This is a genomic window from Psychrobacter sp. BI730, assembly GCF_013414195.1.
GTDB lineage: Bacteria > Pseudomonadota > Gammaproteobacteria > Pseudomonadales > Moraxellaceae > Psychrobacter.
The window spans coordinates 84,273-106,447 of sequence record NZ_JAATTV010000007.1; the positions used below are offsets into that span (position 1 = coordinate 84,273).

Consider the following 22,175-nt stretch of genomic DNA (forward strand, 5'->3'; position numbering starts at 1 on the left):
TAGATTGATAATAACTTAGATAGCTAATTGTTTAGATAACTAACGATTCAGATGAATAACAATAGAATATCGTAAAAAATAAGGAAATCAGCATGGCATGGACAAGAGAACAAATGGCGCAGCGCGCGGCAAAAGAGCTACAAGACGGCTATTACGTCAACTTGGGCATTGGTCTACCAACGCTAGTCGCTAACTATATTCCTGAAGGCGTAGACGTATGGCTACAATCAGAGAATGGCTTGTTGGGTATTGGTGAGTTCCCTACAGCAGATGCCGTCGATGCAGACTTGATTAATGCGGGCAAGCAAACCGTGACTGCAGAAGCAGGGGCCAGTTATTTTAGTAGTTCAGAGTCCTTTTCGATGATTCGCGGCGGTCATGTCAATTTGGCGATATTGGGTGCAATGGAAGTCTCAGAAAAAGGTGACCTTGCTAACTGGATGATTCCCAAAAAAATGGTCAAAGGTATGGGCGGGGCGATGGATTTGGTCGCAGGCGTACAGCGCGTGATTGTATTGATGGAACAGGTCAATAAGCATGGCGATCCAAAAATCTTAGCCAACTGTGAGCTACCATTGACGGGCAAAGGCGTGGTTGATCGTATCATTACTGAGCTTGCCGTATTAGATGTTACTGACAGTGGCCTAAAATTGGTTGAATTAGCAGATGGTGTTAGCTTTGACGAGTTACAAGAAAAAACGCCAGTCAGTATTGCTCAATAGGATTTATCTTCTGATATTTATAGATCATAATAAGGAACCTATATGGCCACCCAATTACAGCAGGATTTGACAGGCAAAGTAGCATTGGTCACTGGCTCTGCAAGTGGTATCGGACGTGACATCGCTGAAACTTATGCAAAAGCAGGCGCAGCGGTTGGTATTGCTGATATTAATCTCGAAGCAGCACAAAAGACGGTTGATGCTATTGAAGCGGTTGGTGGACGTGCTCTGGCGATTGCTATGGATGTTACCTCAGAAGATGCGGTAAACGATGGTGTACAACAGCTAGTTGATACTTTTGGCAGTATTGATATTTTGGTTTCTAATGCTGGTATTCAGATCATTGATCCTATTGATAAAATGGCTTTTAGTGATTGGAAAAAAATGCTTAACATCCACTTAGATGGCGCTTTTTTGACCACTAAAGCCGCGATTAAGCACATGTATAAAGGCGATAAAGGCGGCACAGTCATTTATATGGGCTCTGCTCATTCGCATGAGGCTTCATTATATAAAGCGCCTTATGTAACCGCTAAGCACGGATTACTAGGTCTGTGTCGTGTATTGGCCAAAGAAGGTGCAGCGCATAAGGTACGTTCGCATGTGATTTGCCCAGGATTTGTCAAAACGCCATTGGTAGAAAAACAAATCCCAGAGCAAGCAGCTGAAAAGGGCATCAGTGAAGAGTCGGTTATTAACGATATTATGCTGGTCAATACCGTAGATAAAGAGTTTACGACAGTAGAAGATATTGCCCAATTGGCGCTATTTTTAGCGGCTTTCCCAACCAATGTATTCACTGGACAATCTATCGTTGCCAGTCATGGTTGGTTTATGAATTAATATATGTACAAATTGCATATACCACAACGCCAGACCTACTGGCGTTGTGGTTTTTTTATGCCTCCAATTCAGCTACACTGTCACGATAGAAGGTTTGGCTAATATACTCATTAACGCTATCAGCTGTAAGATACACAATGAGACAACTTGAGCGATTTGCCAGATCTACCCACTTGTATAGGCCATAATAGTAGCTATGTTTAACTTTATGAAGAAAAAAACCACAAAAACCGAAACGCCTCAGCAGCAGGCAGAGCGTGATAGTGCCGTCGACAAAGTCCTACTTGGATATGAGATAGGTGCCGTCAGTATTGCCACGATGGTCACAGGGCTTGAGCGTGATGGTGAAGCACTTACGTTAGACCTGCGTTTGCCAAAAGACAGCAATCCTGAAGTTATCCAGCAGGAGCTTGGGCAGTTGTTACATCCACATGGTATTACTACGATTCATATGAATGTGCGTCTGCCTGCACCAGAAAAGGGTTCAGGTTCAAGCTTACCAAAGCAGATGCCAAAGACAACCAATGCAATGGAATCTCAGCCTTCATCTGGCGCTAATAACAATGCTAATAGCACTAACGCTGAGCCACCGATTACGAAAGCGGCACCTACGCAAGCATCGTTGGCCGCGCATCCTCGTATCCGTCATATTATTGTCGTGGCATCAGGTAAAGGCGGTGTTGGTAAATCGACGACGACGGTCAATATCGCACTAGCACTACAGAAGCTTGGCAATCGTGTTGGTGTACTGGATGCAGATATCTATGGTCCTAGTATGCCAACGATGCTAGGCGTTGCTGATGTGAAGCCGCAACTAGAAAACGAGCAATTTGTACCGGTCGATGCGCACGGTATGGCAATGCTCTCTATCGGTAGCTTACTTGATGGAGATAATACGCCGGTTGCATGGCGTGGACCGAAAGCCACAGGTGCATTGATGCAGCTATATAATCAAACCAATTGGCCGCAGCTGGACTATCTAGTGATTGATATGCCACCAGGTACGGGTGATATACAGCTGACATTAGCGCAGCGTATTCCAGTCACGGGTGCTGTCATTGTCACGACACCGCAGCATGTTGCATTGCTTGATGCGCAAAAAGGCGTTGAGATGTTTAACAAAACCAACATTCCTGTGCTTGGGGTGGTTGAAAACATGGCGCTACATACGTGTAGCAACTGTAATCATACCGAAGCGATCTTTGGTACGGGTGGCGGTGAGTTTATCGCTGAGCAATATCAGGTACCACTATTGGGTCAGCTACCACTTGCCAGTGGCATTCGTGCACAAGTTGATAAAGGTGTGCCAAGCGTCTTAGCTGATGATGATTTTGCACAGTATTACCTAGATATTGCCAAAAACATCGAAACCAACATCAATAAATTTGCAAAGCCTGTCGATGATAAGCGGATTTTCTAGTGTCCAATGATTAGATAGGGTGCTGGTTGCTTAGCTAGTCTAAAACCAATGTAGGATAAAACAGCCATCACGCTATAAATTCAGCCGTCAATTCCGTATAATCGTCGCTATTAAATATTTGCTAAGGAACAACAATGTCTATTAAGTCTGACCGCTGGATTCGTAAAATGGCCGAAGAGCACGGCATGATTGAGCCATACGAGCCAGGTCAAGTACGCTTTAATGATGCAGGTGAGCGTTTGGTTAGCTACGGCACCTCAAGCTACGGTTATGATGTGCGCTGTGCTCCTGAATTTAAAGTTTTTACCAACGTACATTCAGTGGTCGTTGATCCTAAAAACTTCGATGATAAAAGCTTTATCGATATCGTTGGTGACGAGTGTATCATTCCACCTAACTCGTTTGCTTTAGCACGTACTATGGAGTACTTCCGTATTCCACGTGATGTATTGACTATCTGCCTAGGTAAGTCAACTTACGCGCGCTGCGGTATTATCGTCAACGTAACGCCGCTTGAGCCTGAGTGGGAAGGGCACGTCACTTTAGAGTTTAGTAATACGACTAATTTACCAGCCCGTATCTATGCTGGTGAAGGCGTTGCGCAAATGCTGTTCTTCCAAAGTGATGCTGATGATGTTTGTGAGACCAGCTACAAAGACCGCGGTGGTAAATACCAAGGTCAACGTGGCGTGACACTGCCAAGAACCTAGTCAGTAAGCGTCCGTTTAAAAGCTTATCAGTTATAGAAAGTTAATAAGCCTTTAAATAGTTAATAAAAAAGCTAGTCATATTAAATATGGCTAGCTTTTTTATTGGGTTAAATAGAGTTGGTCTAAGGTTCTATTTATTTCAAGATTTTCTACTTTAATACCTTTAAACCAGCTTTATTATCGCGCTTTGGTTTAGGTGCTTTAGCAGGGCTATTGTTAGACATTGGCGTTGATTCGTCTTCTGGCTGATAGTTGTCATACTCTTTTGGATCAAAGAACATCCCTTGCGAGTTCTCTTTAGCGTAGATACCCATCACCGCAGTAAGCGGTACCCAGATTTCTTGTGAGACGCCACCGAAGCGCGCGCTAAAATGAATATAGTCATTTTCCATACTCATGTTACCAGTAGCACGGCTGGCGATATTTAATACGATACGACCGTCTTGTACATGCTCGATTGGTATTTGCACATTGTCAGCGGTAGCATCGACCATCAAGTATGGCGTCAGAGCGTTGTCTTCTATCCATTGATATAGTGCGCGTACCATATAAGGGCGGGTAGGTGTAATAGAGGTAGTTTCGCTCATCTAATGATTTCCTATACTAATAATTTTTAATAATGAAAAATATCTCGTTCAGCAACTTATCAAATGACAGATGCTAATTAACATCTATCTTATTTATACTTTATTTTAGGACAGCTTTCGATACTTGTCTAATCAACGCACACTTTTTTGGAAGCTACTGCGCTCAAACACTCTCGTTTGGTATTCAAATAATGGACGGCTAATGGCACGTGGCAGCTCAATACCCATCTCATCTAATCGCCATAATAGTGGTGCTAATAACACGTCACACCAGCCAAACTCATCAGCCATAAAATAAGGCTTATGAGCGAACAGCGGTGACAGAGTAATTAATGAATCACTGAGCTGTTTTTTGGCAATGGCAGCTTGTGCTTTATTAAAACTGTCTGGATGCGTCAACAAGCGCTTACCAAGTACTAACCAATCACGCTGAATGCGCCAAGCCAGTTGGCGAAACTGTGCACGCTCTTGCGGTGTCTCAGGGAGCAGTTTATTTGTATGATAGCGCTCTTCAAGATATTCAAAAATGACGTTAATCTCATAAAGCGCAATCTCACGCTGCTGCAAAACAGGCAAGGTATGATAGGGGTTTAGCTCAGTCAAATCTTCAGGGCGCTCAGAATGTAAGCGAGACAAATAGTAAGCGAGCTTTTTTTCTTCAAGTAATAGGCGTACCACATGACTGTCGTAGCCGTCATCAGCATACAAAATTAGCTGACTACTTGGAATGTCATTCGCATCAATCATGAAAGCCTAATGTTAATAGTGAAGGTTGTCATCGTAAACAAACTCGCAACGTTTATCAAGGTAGTGTACGTAAACATTAGCGCTGAGCGACTTATTTTCCGGCATATCTAGTATTTATGCTCTATATCAAGGCAGAAAAAAGCACTACCGAAGTAGTGCCTTTTTTATTTCTCAGAACTGTCTGCTGACTATGACTTATTTAACATCTTTCCAGAATTCTTTATTCAATAAGTAAACTGGGATGAGCAGTACTAATAAGAATAGAATTACAAAGAAACCAATTACTTGACGGTCGTGACGAGCAGGTTCACCCATCCACGCCATAAAGTTAACCAAGTCACCAACTTCAGATTCAAACTCTTCTTGGCTCAACTCTTCTTGCATATTATGCAATACGTGAGGCATCGCTGCATTGGCCAGTACTAAGTTATTCGCGCCCCAAGGACGGCTTGGATCTTCATAGAACGACAGTAGGTAAGTATATACCCAGTCGTCGCCACGCAGACGTGTCTCAAGTGATAGATCAGGAGGCGCTGCGCCAAACCAAGACGCTTGAATCTCAGGATCTATCTCAGCAGTAATGTGGTCACCGATTTGATCGGTAGTAACCATCAAATACTTTTCAACCAACTCAGGCGGTATCTCTAAATCTTTGGCAATGCGCGAATGACGAACGTACTTGGCTGAGTGACACCCAGCACAGTAGTTCATAAAGATCTTCGCGCCGTTTTGTAGTGAGCCCTTATTGGTAAAATCAATAGGAGCTGTACTACAAGCCAGGTGTTCATCAACGCCATCTGCATTGGTGAATGTACCGCAGCCACTGCCTGAAGCCATTGCCGTACCAGCAGTCAAGGTTAATGCCGCGCCTAAGCCTAGACCAGCTAGGGATTTAATTAGCGTGTTCATTAGTGACCTCCGGTAACGCGTTCTGGTGGCTGTTTACACTTCTCAATCGCAGTGTAGAAAGGCATCAGCAAGAAGAACAAGAAATATAGAATCGTGAATACACGAGCCATGATGGTTGCCGTTGGTGTCGCAGGCGTCGCACCCAAGTAACCCAATACAACAAAGCTAATAGCAAAGACGGTCAGCGCAATCTTAGATAATATACCTTTGTAACGTATAGAGCGCACAGGAGACCTATCAAGCCATGGGATCAAGAACAGTACGGCAATCGCACCACCCATCGCAATCACGCCACCAAGCTTGTCAGGAACCGCACGTAAAATAGCGTAGAACGGCGTGTAGTACCATACTGGTGCAATATGTGCTGGTGTTTTCAGTGAGTTCGCTGTCTCAAAGTTTGGTGGTTCAAGGAAGAAACCGCCGCCTTCTGGGAAGAAGAATACCACTGCAAAGAAGCAGATAAAGAACACAACAATACCAACCATGTCATGCACAGTGTAGTACGGATGGAATTCGATACCGTCTAAAGGCACACCATTTTTATCTTTTAGCTTTTTGATGTCGATGCCATCAGGGTTGTTCGAACCCACATGGTGCAACGCCACAATATGCATAAATACTAGGCCCACGAGTACTAATGGAATAGCAACAACGTGTAGAGCAAAGAAACGGTTTAGAGTAATACCAGAGATGATATAGTCACCACGTACCCATTCAGCAAGGCCATCACCAATAACAGGCAGCGCTGCAGGTAAGTTCAAGATAACCTGTGCACCCCAGAATGACATGTTGCCCCAAGGTAGTAGGTAACCGAAGAAACCTTCTGCCATAAGTGCTAGGTAGATACCCATACCGATGAGCCAGATAAGCTCACGAGGTTTTTGGTATGAACCGTATAGCAAGGCGCGGAACATATGCAGGTATACAACGACGAAAAACGCAGAAGCGCCGGTTGAGTGCATATAGCGAATGAGCCAGCCACCTTTTACATCACGCATGATGTATTCAACAGACGCAAATGCCCCTTCGGCACTTGGGTTGTACATCATCGTAAGCCATATACCAGTCACCAATTGGTTAACCAGTACAATCATCGATAGCACGCCAAAGAAGTACCAAAAGTTAAAGTTCTTTGGTGCGTAGTACTTTGACATATGGTATTCATAGGTTTCGGTCGCTGGAAAACGCGCGTCCACCCAATGCATTAACTTTTTACCCATACTCATATTAAGCCTCCCCAACCGTCAAGATGGTACCATCCATACCATATTCTGGAACGGGTAAATTAAGTGGTGCAGGAACGCCGCTATATACGCGACCTGCTAAGTCATATTTTGACCCGTGACACGGACAGAAAAATCCGCCGTACCAATCATTACCACCTAAATCCACCGCGCCCACATCAGGACGGTAGTTTGGTGCACAGCCCAAATGTGTGCAAACGCCTTCGACCACCAATACGGTTGGATCTAAAGAGCGAGTAGGATTTTTGCAATATTCAGGTTGTAGAGACGCATCAGACTCAGGATCAGATAATAGAGGTTTAACTGACTCTAGTCCTGCAACCATGTCTTCGGTGCGCTTAACCACATAAATAGGTTTACCACGGTATTTGACGACGATCATTTGTCCATCTTCGATAGAACCAATATCTTGGGTCACTGCAGCCCCTGCAGCCTCAGCTTTAGCGCTTGGGTACCAAGAACGGACAAAAGGTGTCGCCACGGCAGCTACCCCAGCTGCACCAATCGCGGCAGTTGAGGCAATAAGAACTCTACGGCGTTGTACATTAACGCCTTCGGCTTGGCTCATTAATACTTCCTCCAGGTGAATGAAATGGGATTATCCCACACTGGGTTTGTGGCTTAGAAAATATACAATATCAAGCCACTTTAGCTGTGCCTAATTTTGCTAATTGTTGCTATTCTAAGCTATTTCGGTGATAAAATAAATTATTGCGTTAAAAATAAAGCAACCTCAATAGGACATATTAGAAGGTTGAATATGATAATCAAACCAAAACAGTTGGATTATCAACGCTTAACGCTAACTTTGCTTTAACAAGGATTATGATGTGATGACCTTATAAATAATAAGGATTTTCAGCAATAGCGAATGATACTTGAAATTAAGGTAATGTTCACTAACTTTCACCATCTAACTACTTTGTAAGTTGCTGTAAAACAAATATCACCACTCTATATAATAAAGTGGTGATGCCTTCACAATGATTAATAATGTTTTGTCAGACTATCAGAAACTTGTTTATCGAAATAAGCAATGCAAAATACACATGCGATATTCTAATAAACTCAGATAGAGAGTTGCCACTATTAGCCTTCAAGCTCACTCCAACGTTCAAGCTTGTGCATCATCTCATCTTCGATGGTTAAGAGACGCTCACTAGCAGCTGTCGCCGCATCAAAGTCGGTATTGAACCAAGAGCCATCGGCCAGCTTTTCTTGCAATTGAGCCTGTTCAGCTTCGAGCGCAGCAATTTCTTTTGGCAAGTTATCTAGTTCGCGTTGATCATTATAATTTAGCTTTTTGGCTGCCTTATTTGGTTTCGCTGCTGTGCCAGACTTGTTTGTCGCTTTATTGCTTGCTGCATTGTTGGCAGGTGCTTTGGTAGCACGGGATGCTTCTTCACGGTTCTTTTGTACGAGGTACTCTTGATAACCACCTACATACTCATTAACCACTCCTTTGCCATCTTCATCTTCGCCAAACACCCACGTAGAGGTGACGACGTTGTCCATGAATGAACGATCATGACTGATCAGCAAAATCGTACCACCAAAGCTGGCGACTGACTCTTCTAATAGCTCAAGTGTTGCCATATCCAAATCGTTGGTCGGCTCATCGAGTACCAAAATATTGGCAGGTTTCAATAACTGTTTGGCCAGTAGTACTCGGTTACGCTCACCACCAGACAGTGCTTTAACAGGTGTGCGTGCGCGCTCTGGAGCAAATAAGAAATCTTGCAAGTAGCTCATGATGTGCGTCTTACGGCCACCAACTTCGACAAAGTCAGAACCTTCCGAAACGTTTTGCGCAACGCTCGCTTCAAGATCTAACTGATCACGCAACTGATCGAAGAATGCGATTTTCAGATTAGTACCTAATTCGACACTACCAGACTTAGTCACTTCATCATCAGACATATCGAGTAGGGCTTTAATAAGCGTAGTTTTACCCGCACCATTAGGACCGACAATACCAATCTTATCGCCACGCATAATAGTAGTCGTAAAATCATCTACCAAGACGTTGCCGTCATATTCAAGATGTAAGTTTTTAACTTTACAGACAAGCTTACCGCTTTTCTCGCCTTGTCCCATGGTGATGTTTACATTGCCCACTTGCTCACGGCGATCGCTACGCTCTTCACGTAAGGCTTTTAGTTCACGTACACGGCCTTCGTTACGGGTACGACGTGCTTTGATACCTTGGCGAATCCAAACTTCTTCTTGTGCCAGTTTTTTATCAAAGTTGGCATTGTTCTTTTCTTCAGCCTGCAACTGTAGCTCTTTTAGCTCTTGATAGCGCGCGTAGCCACCTTCGCCTTGTGTCACGTCATAGCTGGTCAATTGGCCACGGTCAAGCTCAATAATGCGAGTCGATAGCTTATTTACAAATGCTCTATCATGAGTCACGAACAACAACGTCAGGCCTTGCCAATCAAGCAAAAAGCGCTCTAACCATTCGATACTTTCAACATCCAAATGGTTGGTTGGCTCATCTAGGAGTAGCACATCAGGCTTGGTAACTAGTGCACGAGCAAGTAACACGCGGCGTTTACGACCACCAGATAGAGATGATAAGTCGTCTTCTGGATTAAGGCCCATGGTCGTAATCAGACGCATGGCATCGCGCTCCAAGTCCCAACCATGCACCGCATCGATATCATGCTGTAGGGTCGCCATGTGCTCACAGGCATCCATATCGCCATTCGCGCACATATCGACTTGCTTATTATAGTTAATGAGCAAATCAGCTGTGCGACGACTACCGCCCATAACGATGTCTAATATGCGACCACTGGTCTCAGGAACGTCTTGCTCTAGCATCGCTACACGCATGCTACTGTTGGTAATAATCTCGCCACTGTCAGGCTGCAATGAGCCATTGATCAGTTTAAACAAAGTGGATTTACCTTCGCCGTTGCGGCCAATCAAGCACACACGCTCGCCTGTATTGATAGAAAAATCAATACCATCAAGAACAGGCGCGACGCCAAAGGCTAAGTGAATGTCTTTTAAATGAATCAGTGCCATAGAGTATCTTAAGCTTATATAATAGTGAGGTAGGGGTTGTTGCAAAATTGCCTGCAGTATAACATGCCACCGCGTCACTGTAGTGCGAGTAAATAGTTTTATCAGTACTATTTATTGCTTTTACTAACGGCTGCTATTCCATGATTATGTTTGTAGATTTATCGCTAATCTACAGCACCCCTTAATAATCCATTCTTTCAATTTAATACTTACTATAATTTAGAGAAAAATATGAACCAACCTAGAATTACAGATGATACTTCTGATATTCAAAATGATTTGCAAGCCCAAGTAATCGATTTGCAAATGAGCCTCGCGCATCTTGAAGTGACCGTCGAACGACTGGATGACGTAATCACGCGACAAGACAGAGATATTCATACGCTGCAACGTCAATTACAGCTGATTTATAAACAGATTGAAGGTCAAGATACGGAAAGCGGTATTGCACCATTTGATGTAATGGCAGACAGGCCGCCACATTATTAATGAGTAGAATTTGGAAAGAAAGCATCTAATAGCGGAAGATATATACGTATTTTTATATATAGATACTGTCTGATGACTATGTGGTCATAACATAGAAATAATGTGTTTTTGTAGTTGTTTTAGTGTTAAAAAGTCTTTACTATCTTCCACCTCGGATGCTTTTTACTTAAGAAAATTAAGTAAAACAGTAAAACAATGCGGATGTTTGGAGATGTAAAATGCGCCACACCTTTCACTTAAAAACTCTTGCAGTAGCTATTGCTGCTCTATCTGTCGCTAGCGCTGCTAGTGCTGCTGGCCTTGATCGCTCAGGCCAAGATATCACCGCATTCCTACAAGACGGCACTTATGCAGAAGCTGTCTACACTTATATCGATGCTGATGTTACTGGTAAAGATACCTCAGGTAATAAAATCGATGACATCGCAGAGTCTTATGACTTTTTCCGTTATGGCGTAAAAACAGATATCAACGATACATTCAGTGTTGGTATTTTATATGATGAGCCTTTTGGTGCAGCAGCCGATTACACTGGAAATAATAACTTTGTAGGCGCACCAACTGATGCTGTTAATAATATTATTGCATCGCGTCTAGGTGGGTTAGGCGTTAATAATGTAGAAGAGTTGAAAGGTTTAGTTGAAGGTACTCAAAACCAGTTAACTGCTGCTGAAACTCGTTTAAATGCAGTTAGAGAGCAAGTAAGACAAGCTCAAGCAGCTGTTAATCAAAACCCTGCACTTGAGCCTGCACTGCGTCCACAGATTAATGCTGGTTTAGCAGGTATCGCCGCTGGCGAAACGCAGCTAGCAGCAGGTCAAGCACAGTTAAATCAACTTGAGAAATTAGAAGGCTTTGCGGATGGTCGCCTTGCGAATGATGAAGGCACAAATGTTGAAGTCCGTAGCGAAAGTATCACAGGTATCCTAGGTGCTAAGTTTGGTCAAAACAAAGAATTTCAAGTGTACGGTGGTCCCGTTGTCCAGCGTATCAAAGCTGATGTAAGTCTTCGTGGTAGTGCCTACAGTGCTGCTACAGGCTATACCGCTCATATTAGCCCTGATACCGACTATGGCTATATCGCTGGTATATCTTATAGTAAACCTGAAATCGCTCTAAAGGCGGCTTTGACCTATCGTTCTGAAATTGACCACAGCTCGAATATCGATGAAATATATCCAGTAGTAGCAGCTTTAGGTGGTGAAGCGAATCAAGGTAATACGCTAGATATCACTACACCTAAATCAGTTAACTTCGATTTCCAAACTGGTATCAACCCTACAACCTTAGCTACTGCAAAAGTACGTTGGGTACCATGGAGTGATTTTGCAATCGTTCCACCACTTTATAATGAAGTAAGCAAGCAAGCAACTAATGATGATAAAGGTTTATCTTTAGTCAGCTATGACGATGACCAATGGCAAGTAGAGTTAGGTCTGGCCAAACGCTTAGCGCCAGCATTGGCAGTAAGTGGTACTGTCGGTTGGGATAGCGGTGCAGGTAACCCTGTCACTTCGTTAGGTCCTATCGAAGGCTATTATAGTGCTGGCCTTGGCGCAAAATATAATGTTACCGAGAACTGGGCGATATCTGCTGGTGGTAAGTATCTATGGTTCGGTGATGCAGAAGGTCAGATTCCAACGAAAGCTATTGTGAGCGACTTCGAAAGCAACGATGGATTTGTACTTGGTGTAAAGGTTTCTTACCAAGCTCAGTAATTCATAGCTTAGTTATATAGTAAAACTCCTAAATGTTATTGATAAAAAAGCGATCCTTTAAGGGTCGCTTTTTTATTATGTATTTTTAAAAATCACATTAAAGACAAAAAGTAAACCACAGCATTTTATTTATATCTTATATGTACTGTTCAGTCATAATTGAGAAATAAAGCACTTTAAATGTTGTTTTAGTGTCAAAAAGACATTAGTATTCAACTTAGGACAAGACTTTAGTAATATCAATATCGAGCATAGCAATGCTACATAATGGTTATTAAAGTATTAATACAACAAGGACCGTTGGAGATACACAATGCGCACTACCTTTCATTTGAAAACCCTCGCAGTAGCTATTGCTACTCTCTCTGTTGCTAGCGTAACCAACGCTGCTGGTCTGGATCGCTCAGGTCAAGATGTCACTGCCTTTTTTCAAGATGGCACTTACGCTGAAGCGGTCTATACTTATATTGACGCTGATGTAAGCGGCTACGATAGTGCGAATGTCAACCCTGGCCAAAATGACTATGAGCGCGGCAATAAAACGGGCGACATTGCTGAATCTTATGACTTCTTCCGTTATGGCGTAAAAGCAGATATTAACGATACTTTCAGTGTTGGTGTCTTATACGATGAGCCATTTGGTGCTGCTGCTGAGTATACTCAAAGCAATTTTGTGGCAAGTGAAGACAGGAATGCTTCAGGAGGGGCTTTGGTAGGTGATGGTGTAGACCCACAGACTGCAGGTGCCATAGCACTAGCCGAAGCAAGTACTGCAGGTGAAAATACCAATGTAGAAGTTCGTAGCCAAAGCCTAACGGGTATCCTTGGTATGAAGTTCGGCGCGAATAAAAACTTCCAAATTTATGGTGGTCCAGTTGCTCAGCGTATCCAATCTGAAACCAAGCTGCGTGGCCTAGCGTATGGTCCTGCTACTGGTTATACCTCAAACAGCAATCCTGATATGGATTACGGTTATATAGCAGGTATTGCCTATAGCAAGCCTGAAATTGCTCTAAAAGCAGCGTTGACTTATCGTTCTGAGATTGACCATGATATAGATATCTCTGAGAATTATCCTATAGCAGGTATTTTGGCTCAAGGAGCTGCTTTGCAGCAAGGAGCGACTCCAGCACAGGCAGCGGCTATAGGGGCTGCGGCTGCTAACCGGAACAGTAATTATGAGATTACAACCCCTAAATCAGTCAACTTTGATTTCCAAACAGGTATCAATCCGACTACTTTAGCAACGGCAAAAGTCCGTTGGGTACCATGGAGCGATTTTGCCATCACACCACCATTATATAATGACGTTAGTAAACGTAATTACGGCCCTGATGGTTTGGACTTGGTTGAATACGAAGATGACCAATGGCAAGTGGAGCTTGGTCTTGCCAAGCGTGTCGCGCCTGCACTTGCTATAAGTGGTACTGTGGGTTGGGATAGTGGTGCCGGTGATCCAACAACGTCGTTAGGTCCTGTCGATGGCTATTACAGCGTCGGTCTTGGTGCCAAATACAACGTGACGGAAAACTGGGCAGTGTCTGCTGGTGGTAAATACTTATGGTTCGGTGATGCAAAAGGTCGTCTACCTAGTGGAAAGATCGTTGGTGATTTCCAAGATAATGACGGCTTTATCGCTGGTGTGAAGCTATCTTATCAAGCGAGATAATTTGACTTTATAATAGCAACCTAACAAAGAGCGACCTATCATAGGTCGCTTTTTTATGGGCTTTCTATTACCTATTTGACTGTAAGTTCTCAAATATAGATAGAACAGCAAATATAATCTTTATAGTATTAATTCATATAGCACGACTACATTTTATTTGCCTAGTTTAGCTTAGTGTCCATATACAGCAAATACCCTTGCATTTAAGAACCTATACGCACTCGTACCTTACCGAATGAGTTGTTAATAACGTAGCATACTTGAGGTACACAAGGAAAAGATCTAAATAGATAATCAAATGTGATATTAAGAAAAGAAGTATTGTTGATAAAGGCTTACTTCGTAAAAGTGAGCAGCAGTTGGAATGCCAAATAGGCTAGGACAATCTGGCTTAGTATATCCATCACAGAGCTATCAGATGCTACTATCTTTGTCCGTACAACTGTCTCATTTGTCATAATTTTTCTTGTTTTGATACTATAGTAGGTTAAATATACTAAGTCGTTACTCATAAAAAAACCTCGCCACAAGTGACGAGATTTTTTTATAACAATAATCTTAAGATATTACGTAAACTTATTTGTTTAAGTTCAGCTCCATCTCTTTGTACTTAGCAGAAACTGAAGGTCTTGGACCACCAGTCATAATACTAACGGCAAAGATAGCGATAGTACTTAAGATAAAGCCTGGAACGATAGCATATAACCAGCTATTTAGTGCCATACCATCTACTTGGAAAGGACCATAAATCCATAGGATAACAGTCAGCGCACCAACAACCATACCGGCAACAGCACCATTACGGTTCATACCACACCATGTAAGGCTGAAGATAACCAATGGACCAAACGCAGCACCAAATCCTGCCCATGCGTTAGAAACTAGGTTCAATACTGAGCTATCTGGGTTAGACGCTAGCATAATGGCAACAATAGCAACGATGATAACTGAGATACGACCAACCAATACTTGGCGAGCTTCTGGTGCATCTTTATCAAAGAATAGTTTGTATACATCTTTGGTTAGAGAGCTAGATACAACCAATAGCTGTGATGAGATAGTACTCATAATTGCCGCTAAAATAGCTGCTAATAGGAAACCTGAAACCAATGGGTGGAACAAGAACTGAGTGAATACTAAGAAGATAGTCTCAGGATCATCCAACGTCATCGCAGTTTTTTGTACGTAGGCACGACCAGCAAAACCAGTCATTAGTGAACCAATAAGACTCACAACCATCCAGCTCATACCGATATTACGTGCAGTCGGTACATCTCTCACTGAACGAATCGCCATAAAACGTACGATAATATGCGGTTGGCCAAAGTAACCTAAACCCCATGCCATGAGTGAGATAATACCGATGACACTCATACCGCTAGTAACGTCTAAAAGGGTTGGATCAATGTTTCTCACCGCTTCTGTCGTGGCTGAAATACCACCAAGATCAGTAAAGGCAACGACAGGTACGATTACCATGGCAAACAGCATGATGACGCCCTGTACGAAATCGGTCATAGATACTGCTAAGAAACCACCGAATAGCGTATAAGCCACAACCACACCAGCAGTAACCCATAGGCCAGTACTATACGATAGGTTAAGTGAGCTTTCGAAGAGTTTACCACCACCTACAAGACTTGCAGCGGTATAGACGGTAAAGAATAGAATGATGACCACTGCTGAGATGACGCGTAGCATGTGCGACTTGTCTTCAAAGCGGTTGGCGAAATAATCTGGTAGGGTGATAGCGTTGTCAGCCACTTCGGTATAAACACGAAGGCGAGGTGCTACGATGAGATAGTTTAATAATGCACCTAATGTCAAACCAAGCGCGATCCAAATACTGACCACACCATCGGCAAACATATAACCAGGTAAGCCAAGTAGTAACCAACCTGACATATCTGATGCACCTGCAGAAAGTGCGGTTACTGCTGGGCCTAAGTTACGACCCCCTAACATATAGCCTTCAGTATCATTGGCTTGCTTAAAATAAGCGTAAACACCAATCCCAATCATCACTAAGAAATAGGCGCCGAGTGATATCAGCACGCCACTAGAAACTCCGTTCATATAAATTGTCCTTAACCAACATGGTTGGCTGTAATTATTTTTTAACTATAAAAGTTCTGTCCTACAAGGCGATGTCCAAAACAATATTTAAAGACAAAAAAAGCCATTAATTGAGACATAATGGCTTTTTTCAGTATCTTCTGTAGTTATATATGATTGATGTCGTTCTATGGCTAGCACTCATATAGAGATAGAGAACAACGGGAACATCGCATTCCACTTATCTATTGTTATTGCTCGCATCTGCTATTTATATATGAGTATTAGCAACCTATTCAATCAAAACCATTAAACCTACTGTTAACCATCATATCTTACTAGAAGTATTCAATATATGACTATCAGTGTCCTTGTGGTAAATTTTTGTTATAAAAACAACGTCAAGCGTATTATAACGCATGAGAGTCACAAATGCGAATAGCTTAATGGTTAGACTGTTATAGCGAGCTCTTTTTATTCAATAGGCGCAAGTAAGTCTAGTAGGGCGGTCACGCTGCTAGATTGAGTTAATTTTGGATTGATGACCACACCTAAATAGCGTTGTAATTCAATATTGTCAGCCATATCGATACGTTCCAAGTCTTGACTGACCATCGTTTGTGGTAGTACTGACCAACCAAGACCAACAGATACCAGCATACGGATAGACTCAAGAGGGTTGGTGCTCATCGTGGCATAAGGCTTCAGATTGTGCTTGGCAAACTCAGCCAAGGTAATCTGACTGGTAAAGGTATTGGCAGAAGGCAAAATGGCAGGATAGCGCGCTAACTGCTCCAACGTCACATTAGATTTAGTAGCCAAAGGTGATAGCGTACCCGTCATAAAATAAAGAGGGTCTGACCAGAGCGTGTGATAAGTTAAGCGCTTATCATATACAGGAGGTAGAGTTACAAAGGCCAAAGACAAATCACCATCTAGTACTGCTTTATGAGCTTTTTCAGAATCTACGAAGTGTACTTCTAACTGAACAGCTGGATAAGCTTGAATGAAGTGTTTCAAGACGGGTGCTAAATGATGTAGGCCAATATGATGGCTAGTACCAATGACTAACTTGCCAGAGACGATATGCTGAGAATGCTGTAAGTTGATTTTAAAGTTCTCATAATCTTCCAGCCAACGCTTGGCATGAGGTAGCATTTCACTAGCCGCTTGAGTAGGTACAATTCCACGTCCTACCGTATCAAACAAGGTAATGTTAAACTCGTCTTCTAAGTTTTTGATACGTTTACTGACAGCAGGCTGAGTGATAAACAGCTTTTCTGCAGCGCCTGAGATACTGCCAGTGTGCATAACGGTAACGAATGTCGTCAAGTTTGTGGTGTTCAAACGAATGTCCTTAGCTACTTTACGAGCTATAAATAAAAGTTGGCTGACCCAATCACAACGTATTAGAAATAAAAGTTTGCGTCTGGTTAAAAATCATCAATTATTATTATAGGATTTGCCTGCTATAATCACAAGACATCGAGGCGTATTGTGACATATTTATTCTAAAAAATTGGCTATTTACCTTTTAAAACGTATTTTAAGCGTTAATTTTAGTCATATGTCGAGTCTCCTGAAGAAATAATATTTAAGTCTTAGATACGACAGTAATTATTAAACATTGTAGATAGACATAGCATTTACGTAGAATCTTAGCTTGGCAATGTGCAAGTAAGTAAAAATTAAGTAATTAGTAACCTATAAAGGATAGCAACATGGCTGGTCAAACGTTATATGACAAACTTTGGAACGCTCACGAAGTCACTAAGCGCGACGATGGTTCGAGCCTGATTTATATCGACCGCCACCTGTTGCACGAAGTGACGAGTCCACAAGCATTTGAAGGGTTAGAATTAGCAAACAGAGCGCCATGGCGTTTATCGGCCAACATTGCCAGTCCAGATCATAATGTGCCGACCGTCACAAAAGAGCGCCTAGAAGGGGTGCCTGGGATTAAAGACAAAGTATCACGCTTGCAGGTTGTCACGTTGGACGATAACTGCACCAAGTTTGATATTGCTGAATTTACTATCAATGATGCGCGTCAAGGTATTTTGCACGTGGTCGGTCCTGAGCAAGGTTTGGTCTTGCCAGGTATGACGGTTGTTTGCGGTGACTCGCATACAGCGACTCATGGGGCGCTTGGCTGTTTGGCTCATGGTATCGGAACCTCCGAAGTTGAGCATGTATTGGCAACGCAGTGTTTGATTCAAAAGAAATCAAAAAATATGCAAATCCGTGTCACTGGCCAACTTGGTGCTGGCGTTACTTCAAAAGATGTGGTGTTAGCTATTATTGCGAAGATTGGTACAGCAGGTGGAACAGGACACGCGATTGAATTTGCAGGTCAAGTGTTCGAAGACATGAGTATGGAAGGCCGTATGACCGTCTGTAACATGGCGATTGAAGCAGGTGCACGTGTTGGTATGGTTGCGGTCGATGACACGACAATTGATTATGTCAAAGGTCGTCCATATGCGCCAAGCGAAGCACAATGGGAACAAGCGGAAGCCTATTGGCGTACATTATATTCAGACGATGACGCGGTATTTGATACTGTGGTAGAAATCGATGGTAGTCAGATCGCACCGCAAGTATCTTGGGGTACATCGCCTGAGATGGTTGTAGATATCACGCAATCTGTACCGACACCAGATCAAGCCATTGATGAAGCTCAAGAAGAGGGCTGGTTACGTGCTTATACTTATATGGGGCTAGAGGCAGGTCAGAAAATTACGGATATCCAACTTGATCGTATATTTATCGGTTCATGTACCAATTCACGTATCGAAGATTTACGTGATGCGGCAGCGGTAATCAAAGGTCGTAAAGTTGCTGATAACGTAAAAGAAGCGATCGTTGTTGCAGGCTCTGGACAAGTGAAACTGCAAGCAGAGGCTGAAGGCTTGGATACGTTATTTACTGAAGCTGGTTTTGAATGGCGTGAGCCGGGCTGCTCAATGTGTCTTGCGATGAATGCAGACAAGCTTGAGCCGCAAGAGCACTGCGCTTCAACGTCTAATCGTAATTTTGAAGGTCGTCAGGGTAATGGTGGTCGTACGCATTTGGTAAGCCCAGCAATGGCAGCTGCCGCCGCGTTGGCAGGTCATTTTGTAGACGTTCGTACGTTTTAAGTCTGATAATAAGTAGCTGACATCATGCTTGTATTAACGATAAATATATGAGCATGGTGTCAAAGATGGTAAAAAATTATTTACTGTCTAATATGCTTATCAAGGTCATCAGCCAGCAAAAATATAATTGATAGGAAATTTTATGCAAGCTTATAACACCCAAACAGGTATCGTTTGCCCGTTAGATCGCGCAAACGTCGATACCGACCAAATTATCGCAAAACAGTTTTTAAAGTCTATTAAACGTACAGGTTTTGGCGTGAATCTATTTGACGATTGGCGCTATCTTGACGAGGGCTATCCTGGCCAAGACAATAGCACACGAGTCATCAATCCAGACTTTGTATTGAATAAACCACGTTATCAAGGTGCTACTATCTTACTAGCACGCAGAAACTTTGGTTGTGGCTCTAGTCGTGAGCATGCACCTTGGGCGTTATCAGAGTATGGTTTCCGTACGGTAATTGCGCCAAGTTTTGCAGATATCTTTTACAATAACTGTTTCAAAAATGGCATGTTACCAATTGTGTTGGATGAAGCGATTGTCGATACGTTAATGAAGGCAACTTTTGATAACGAAGGCTATGAGTTGACCGCGGATCTTGAACGTCAAGTCGTCATCACACCAACTGGTGAAGAGTATGCCTTTGAAGTAGATGCTTTTCGCAAACATTGCTTGTTAAACGGACTTGATGATATTGGTTTAACCTTACAACAAAGTGATGCTATCAAAGATTATGAGCAACAAATGATGCAAAAAACACCGTGGATATTCAACGACGTAAGAGCGTAGAGGGTCATTCTATAATCTACTGCTAATAAAATATGAGTAGTCGCAAAGCAGCGTTGAGTTATGGCGGTGAACTGTCTAAAATGAAGAATAGTTTTTCACTACATTTTATTATCTCTCTTGAATAGTAGCCGCCATTATGAATACAAAACGTTATGCTCTATGGACAAGTACAATTGTTGCTGCAAGCTTATTATTGTCAGGCTGTCAGCTATTGACGGGCTATCAAAAAATAAATGAGGCAGAGAGTGCTGAAGCATGGGTAGGTAAAATTAAACCTATTGCTGGTGAAGTAAATATTGCCTGTGTGGGTACATATCATTGCGAAATTGTGCAGATAGATAAAACACTCATTATCGCGCCCAACAGTCACGAGCCAATCAATCCTCAGATTATGACAGCCTTACCACGTCAAGAAGGTATGGCAAAAACATCGATGAATATGGATATGACACCACTCGTCAATAAAAATGCCATAAAAGTTGTGCCGTTAGCACCTTCGAGTATGCCAGGATTGACCAACTATTATGCACGGGTCATGCCTGCCAAACACGAGGTACATGTGAATTTTTATCCAGAGAATAACATGGGCTATGTTGAGCGTTTCGCGATGATTCATGACTTTACTGAAGCAGGTACTTATCAGTTGCGCGCTTATCAAAAAAAGAACACCGAAAAATCAGGCAGTCTATTAGACACAGCATCACCTGAGCCTTTATGTATTGAGCTATTGCAAGGTACTCAAGTACAGCGCCGATTCTGCAAGCAACTAGACGCTGAGCATCAAGGCGAGTTTGTAGAGACGGGTATGGTCAAAGCAGTAACATCAGCACCCAAAGCCAAAAAAATGGCAGCATAAAATATGAGACTGAAAAGCTCAAAAATATAATCAACCAATAAAAATATTTCCAAAAGGATCAGTATGGCAACGATTTTAACATTAGCGGGTGATGGTATTGGCCCTGAAATTATGACCCAAGCCATTGACGTGCTTAAGGCTGTCAATGATAAGTTTTCACTTGATTTAACGCTTGAGTCTGGATTGATTGGCGGTGTGGCTATTGATGCAACTGGTGAGCCTTTACCAGATGAGACATTGGCCCGTGCTCGCGCCGCAGATGCCGTATTGCTAGGTGCGGTCGGTGGTCCTAAATGGGATGCAATCGAGCGTAGTAAACGCCCTGAGCGCGGTCTGCTCAAAATCCGCGGTGAGCTTGGTTTATTTGCCAACTTACGCGTAGCCAAGCTCTATTCACAGTTGGCTAACGCCTCTAGTATCAAACCTGAAATTATCTCAGGTTTAGATCTATTGATCGTTCGTGAACTGACAGGCGGTATCTATTTCGGTGAGCCTCGTGGTATCCGTACACTAGAAAATGGTGAGCAGCAAGGCTATAACACGATGGTGTATAGCACAAGTGAGATTCAGCGTATTGGTAAAGTTGCCTTTGAATTAGCAAAAACGCGTGCGAAAGCAGCAGGCACAGCAGCTAAGGTATGTTCAGTTGATAAAGCCAATGTATTAGAAGTCACCGAGCTGTGGAAACAGACGATGATCGAAATGCAGCAAGCTGACTATAGTGATGTGGCGTTATCACATATGTATGCTGACAATGCTTGCATGCAGTTGATTAAAGATCCTAAGCAGTTCGATGTTATGGTGACAGGTAATATGTTTGGCGATATCCTATCTGATGAAGCTGCGATGTTGACAGGCTCTATCGGGATGTTGCCATCAGCGAGCTTAGATGAGTCAGGTAAGGGCATGTATGAGCCGTGTCATGGTTCAGCACCTGATATCGCAGGACAAGATAAAGCCAACCCATTAGCGACTATCTTATCTGTTGCTATGATGCTGCGTTACACCTTCAAGCAAGAAGAAGCGGCACAAGCAATTGAGCAAGCAGTCAGTGATGTGCTTGATGATGGTTTACGTACGCTAGATATTTTAGATAGCAGCGAAGCTGGACTTAAGCAGGTAGGCTGTAAAGAAATGGGTCAAGCGGTTTTGGCCAAACTGATATAAGTTAACTTGCGTTTAAAGGCTATTCCTATATAGCATTTTCCACAGTCTTAGTTTGCGTGTTGTATACCCATAG

At 42.8% G+C, this 22,175-nt stretch carries 19 protein-coding genes; 11 read left to right on the forward strand and 8 right to left on the reverse strand.

All coding sequences use genetic code 11. The features are described from left to right. Nucleotides 1-92 precede the first annotated feature (92 nt). The 4 genes from HCZ91_RS06790 to dcd all read left to right on the forward strand — a co-directional run bounded on the left by HCZ91_RS06790 (nucleotide 93) and on the right by dcd (nucleotide 3,695). Nucleotides 93-722 (forward strand): 3-oxoacid CoA-transferase subunit B, encoded by a 630-nt coding sequence (locus HCZ91_RS06790; RefSeq protein ID WP_179798779.1) that lies wholly within the window; start codon nucleotides 93-95, stop codon nucleotides 720-722. Between the two features lie 42 nt (nucleotides 723-764). Further along, the gene (locus tag HCZ91_RS06795; protein WP_179798780.1) at nucleotides 765-1,565 is read left to right on the forward strand and encodes a 3-hydroxybutyrate dehydrogenase; all 801 of its coding nucleotides are present in this window, start codon (nucleotides 765-767) and stop codon (nucleotides 1,563-1,565) included. A gap of 196 nt (nucleotides 1,566-1,761) precedes the next feature. Then, nucleotides 1,762-2,985 (forward strand): iron-sulfur cluster carrier protein ApbC, encoded by a 1,224-nt coding sequence (apbC, locus tag HCZ91_RS06800; RefSeq protein ID WP_102091266.1) that lies wholly within the window; start codon nucleotides 1,762-1,764, stop codon nucleotides 2,983-2,985. A 134-nt stretch (nucleotides 2,986-3,119) separates the two neighbouring features. After that, complete coding sequence (gene dcd / locus HCZ91_RS06805) at nucleotides 3,120-3,695, forward strand: dCTP deaminase (RefSeq protein WP_058024138.1); 576 nt, start codon at nucleotides 3,120-3,122, stop codon at nucleotides 3,693-3,695. 149 nt (nucleotides 3,696-3,844) lie between these two features. On the opposite strand, the gene HCZ91_RS06810 is transcribed toward dcd, so the two are convergent. From HCZ91_RS06810 to HCZ91_RS06835, 6 genes are all read right to left on the reverse strand, one after another. Beyond that, entirely contained in the window at nucleotides 3,845-4,282 is a 438-nt protein-coding gene (locus HCZ91_RS06810) for a ClpXP protease specificity-enhancing factor (RefSeq protein WP_179798781.1), read from the reverse strand. A gap of 132 nt (nucleotides 4,283-4,414) precedes the next feature. Further along, nucleotides 4,415-5,029, reverse strand: coding sequence for a glutathione S-transferase N-terminal domain-containing protein (locus tag HCZ91_RS06815; RefSeq protein ID WP_057759299.1), 615 nt, complete (start codon nucleotides 5,027-5,029; stop codon nucleotides 4,415-4,417). A 195-nt stretch (nucleotides 5,030-5,224) separates the two neighbouring features. Continuing rightward, on the reverse strand, nucleotides 5,225-5,938 hold the full coding sequence (locus tag HCZ91_RS06820) for a cytochrome c1 (protein ID WP_101205476.1): 714 nt from the start codon (nucleotides 5,936-5,938) through the stop codon (nucleotides 5,225-5,227). After that, nucleotides 5,938-7,143, reverse strand: coding sequence for a cytochrome bc complex cytochrome b subunit (locus HCZ91_RS06825; protein WP_179798892.1), 1,206 nt, complete (start codon nucleotides 7,141-7,143; stop codon nucleotides 5,938-5,940). Before HCZ91_RS06825 ends, HCZ91_RS06820 begins: the two co-directional genes overlap by 1 nt. Before the next feature lie 22 nt (nucleotides 7,144-7,165). Continuing rightward, nucleotides 7,166-7,750, reverse strand: a complete 585-nt coding sequence (gene petA / locus HCZ91_RS06830; RefSeq protein WP_057759305.1) for a ubiquinol-cytochrome c reductase iron-sulfur subunit — start codon at nucleotides 7,748-7,750, stop codon at nucleotides 7,166-7,168. Nucleotides 7,751-8,271: 521 nt separating this feature from the next. Beyond that, nucleotides 8,272-10,215, reverse strand: a complete 1,944-nt coding sequence (locus HCZ91_RS06835; RefSeq protein WP_179798782.1) for an ATP-binding cassette domain-containing protein — start codon at nucleotides 10,213-10,215, stop codon at nucleotides 8,272-8,274. Nucleotides 10,216-10,446: 231 nt separating this feature from the next. On the opposite strand from HCZ91_RS06835, the gene HCZ91_RS06840 reads away from it, so the two are divergent. The 3 genes from HCZ91_RS06840 (at nucleotide 10,447) to HCZ91_RS06850 (ending at nucleotide 14,091) form a co-directional block, all read left to right on the forward strand. Beyond that, complete coding sequence (locus tag HCZ91_RS06840) at nucleotides 10,447-10,704, forward strand: SlyX family protein (RefSeq protein ID WP_179798783.1); 258 nt, start codon at nucleotides 10,447-10,449, stop codon at nucleotides 10,702-10,704. Between the two features lie 218 nt (nucleotides 10,705-10,922). Continuing rightward, nucleotides 10,923-12,422, forward strand: a complete 1,500-nt coding sequence (locus HCZ91_RS06845; protein ID WP_179798784.1) for an outer membrane protein transport protein — start codon at nucleotides 10,923-10,925, stop codon at nucleotides 12,420-12,422. Between the two features lie 313 nt (nucleotides 12,423-12,735). Next, the gene (locus HCZ91_RS06850) at nucleotides 12,736-14,091 is read left to right on the forward strand and encodes an outer membrane protein transport protein (RefSeq protein WP_179798785.1); all 1,356 of its coding nucleotides are present in this window, start codon (nucleotides 12,736-12,738) and stop codon (nucleotides 14,089-14,091) included. Between the two features lie 576 nt (nucleotides 14,092-14,667). Here HCZ91_RS06850 and putP read toward each other — a convergent pair. Both putP and HCZ91_RS06860 read right to left on the reverse strand, forming a co-directional pair. After that, on the reverse strand, nucleotides 14,668-16,167 hold the full coding sequence (putP, locus tag HCZ91_RS06855) for a sodium/proline symporter PutP (protein ID WP_179798786.1): 1,500 nt from the start codon (nucleotides 16,165-16,167) through the stop codon (nucleotides 14,668-14,670). A 453-nt stretch (nucleotides 16,168-16,620) separates the two neighbouring features. Next, nucleotides 16,621-17,493 carry a LysR family transcriptional regulator gene (locus tag HCZ91_RS06860; protein ID WP_101205469.1) on the reverse strand — a complete coding sequence of 291 codons (873 nt, stop codon included), beginning with the start codon at nucleotides 17,491-17,493 and terminating at the stop codon, nucleotides 16,621-16,623. Nucleotides 17,494-17,867: 374 nt separating this feature from the next. On the opposite strand from HCZ91_RS06860, the gene leuC reads away from it, so the two are divergent. The 4 genes from leuC to leuB all read left to right on the forward strand — a co-directional run bounded on the left by leuC (nucleotide 17,868) and on the right by leuB (nucleotide 22,102). After that, nucleotides 17,868-19,286 (forward strand): 3-isopropylmalate dehydratase large subunit, encoded by a 1,419-nt coding sequence (gene leuC / locus HCZ91_RS06865; RefSeq protein WP_057759320.1) that lies wholly within the window; start codon nucleotides 17,868-17,870, stop codon nucleotides 19,284-19,286. A gap of 142 nt (nucleotides 19,287-19,428) precedes the next feature. Beyond that, nucleotides 19,429-20,079, forward strand: a complete 651-nt coding sequence (gene leuD / locus HCZ91_RS06870; RefSeq protein ID WP_057759322.1) for a 3-isopropylmalate dehydratase small subunit — start codon at nucleotides 19,429-19,431, stop codon at nucleotides 20,077-20,079. A gap of 136 nt (nucleotides 20,080-20,215) precedes the next feature. Beyond that, complete coding sequence (locus tag HCZ91_RS06875; RefSeq protein WP_179798787.1) at nucleotides 20,216-20,935, forward strand: hypothetical protein; 720 nt, start codon at nucleotides 20,216-20,218, stop codon at nucleotides 20,933-20,935. 63 nt (nucleotides 20,936-20,998) lie between these two features. After that, on the forward strand, nucleotides 20,999-22,102 hold the full coding sequence (gene leuB / locus HCZ91_RS06880) for a 3-isopropylmalate dehydrogenase (protein WP_179798788.1): 1,104 nt from the start codon (nucleotides 20,999-21,001) through the stop codon (nucleotides 22,100-22,102). The last annotated feature ends 73 nt before the right edge of the window (nucleotides 22,103-22,175 follow it).

What these genes read in the sequence shown, in the direction of transcription:
- putP (WP_179798786.1), bottom strand. Translation starts at nt 16,167, where the DNA reads ATGAACGGAGTTTCTAGTGGCGTGCTGATATCACTCGGCGCCTATTTC.
- HCZ91_RS06835 (WP_179798782.1), bottom strand. Translation starts at nt 10,215, where the DNA reads ATGGCACTGATTCATTTAAAAGACATTCACTTAGCCTTTGGCGTCGCG.
- HCZ91_RS06790 (WP_179798779.1), top strand. Translation starts at nt 93, where the DNA reads ATGGCATGGACAAGAGAACAAATGGCGCAGCGCGCGGCAAAAGAGCTA.
- HCZ91_RS06820 (WP_101205476.1), bottom strand. Translation starts at nt 5,938, where the DNA reads ATGAACACGCTAATTAAATCCCTAGCTGGTCTAGGCTTAGGCGCGGCA.
- HCZ91_RS06845 (WP_179798784.1), top strand. Translation starts at nt 10,923, where the DNA reads ATGCGCCACACCTTTCACTTAAAAACTCTTGCAGTAGCTATTGCTGCT.
- HCZ91_RS06850 (WP_179798785.1), top strand. Translation starts at nt 12,736, where the DNA reads ATGCGCACTACCTTTCATTTGAAAACCCTCGCAGTAGCTATTGCTACT.
- HCZ91_RS06810 (WP_179798781.1), bottom strand. Translation starts at nt 4,282, where the DNA reads ATGAGCGAAACTACCTCTATTACACCTACCCGCCCTTATATGGTACGC.
- apbC (WP_102091266.1), top strand. Translation starts at nt 1,762, where the DNA reads ATGTTTAACTTTATGAAGAAAAAAACCACAAAAACCGAAACGCCTCAG.
- HCZ91_RS06875 (WP_179798787.1), top strand. Translation starts at nt 20,216, where the DNA reads ATGAATACAAAACGTTATGCTCTATGGACAAGTACAATTGTTGCTGCA.
- dcd (WP_058024138.1), top strand. Translation starts at nt 3,120, where the DNA reads ATGTCTATTAAGTCTGACCGCTGGATTCGTAAAATGGCCGAAGAGCAC.
- HCZ91_RS06825 (WP_179798892.1), bottom strand. Translation starts at nt 7,143, where the DNA reads ATGCATTGGGTGGACGCGCGTTTTCCAGCGACCGAAACCTATGAATAC.
- leuB (WP_179798788.1), top strand. Translation starts at nt 20,999, where the DNA reads ATGGCAACGATTTTAACATTAGCGGGTGATGGTATTGGCCCTGAAATT.
- leuD (WP_057759322.1), top strand. Translation starts at nt 19,429, where the DNA reads ATGCAAGCTTATAACACCCAAACAGGTATCGTTTGCCCGTTAGATCGC.
- HCZ91_RS06840 (WP_179798783.1), top strand. Translation starts at nt 10,447, where the DNA reads ATGAACCAACCTAGAATTACAGATGATACTTCTGATATTCAAAATGAT.
- HCZ91_RS06795 (WP_179798780.1), top strand. Translation starts at nt 765, where the DNA reads ATGGCCACCCAATTACAGCAGGATTTGACAGGCAAAGTAGCATTGGTC.
- leuC (WP_057759320.1), top strand. Translation starts at nt 17,868, where the DNA reads ATGGCTGGTCAAACGTTATATGACAAACTTTGGAACGCTCACGAAGTC.
- petA (WP_057759305.1), bottom strand. Translation starts at nt 7,750, where the DNA reads ATGAGCCAAGCCGAAGGCGTTAATGTACAACGCCGTAGAGTTCTTATT.
- HCZ91_RS06815 (WP_057759299.1), bottom strand. Translation starts at nt 5,029, where the DNA reads ATGATTGATGCGAATGACATTCCAAGTAGTCAGCTAATTTTGTATGCT.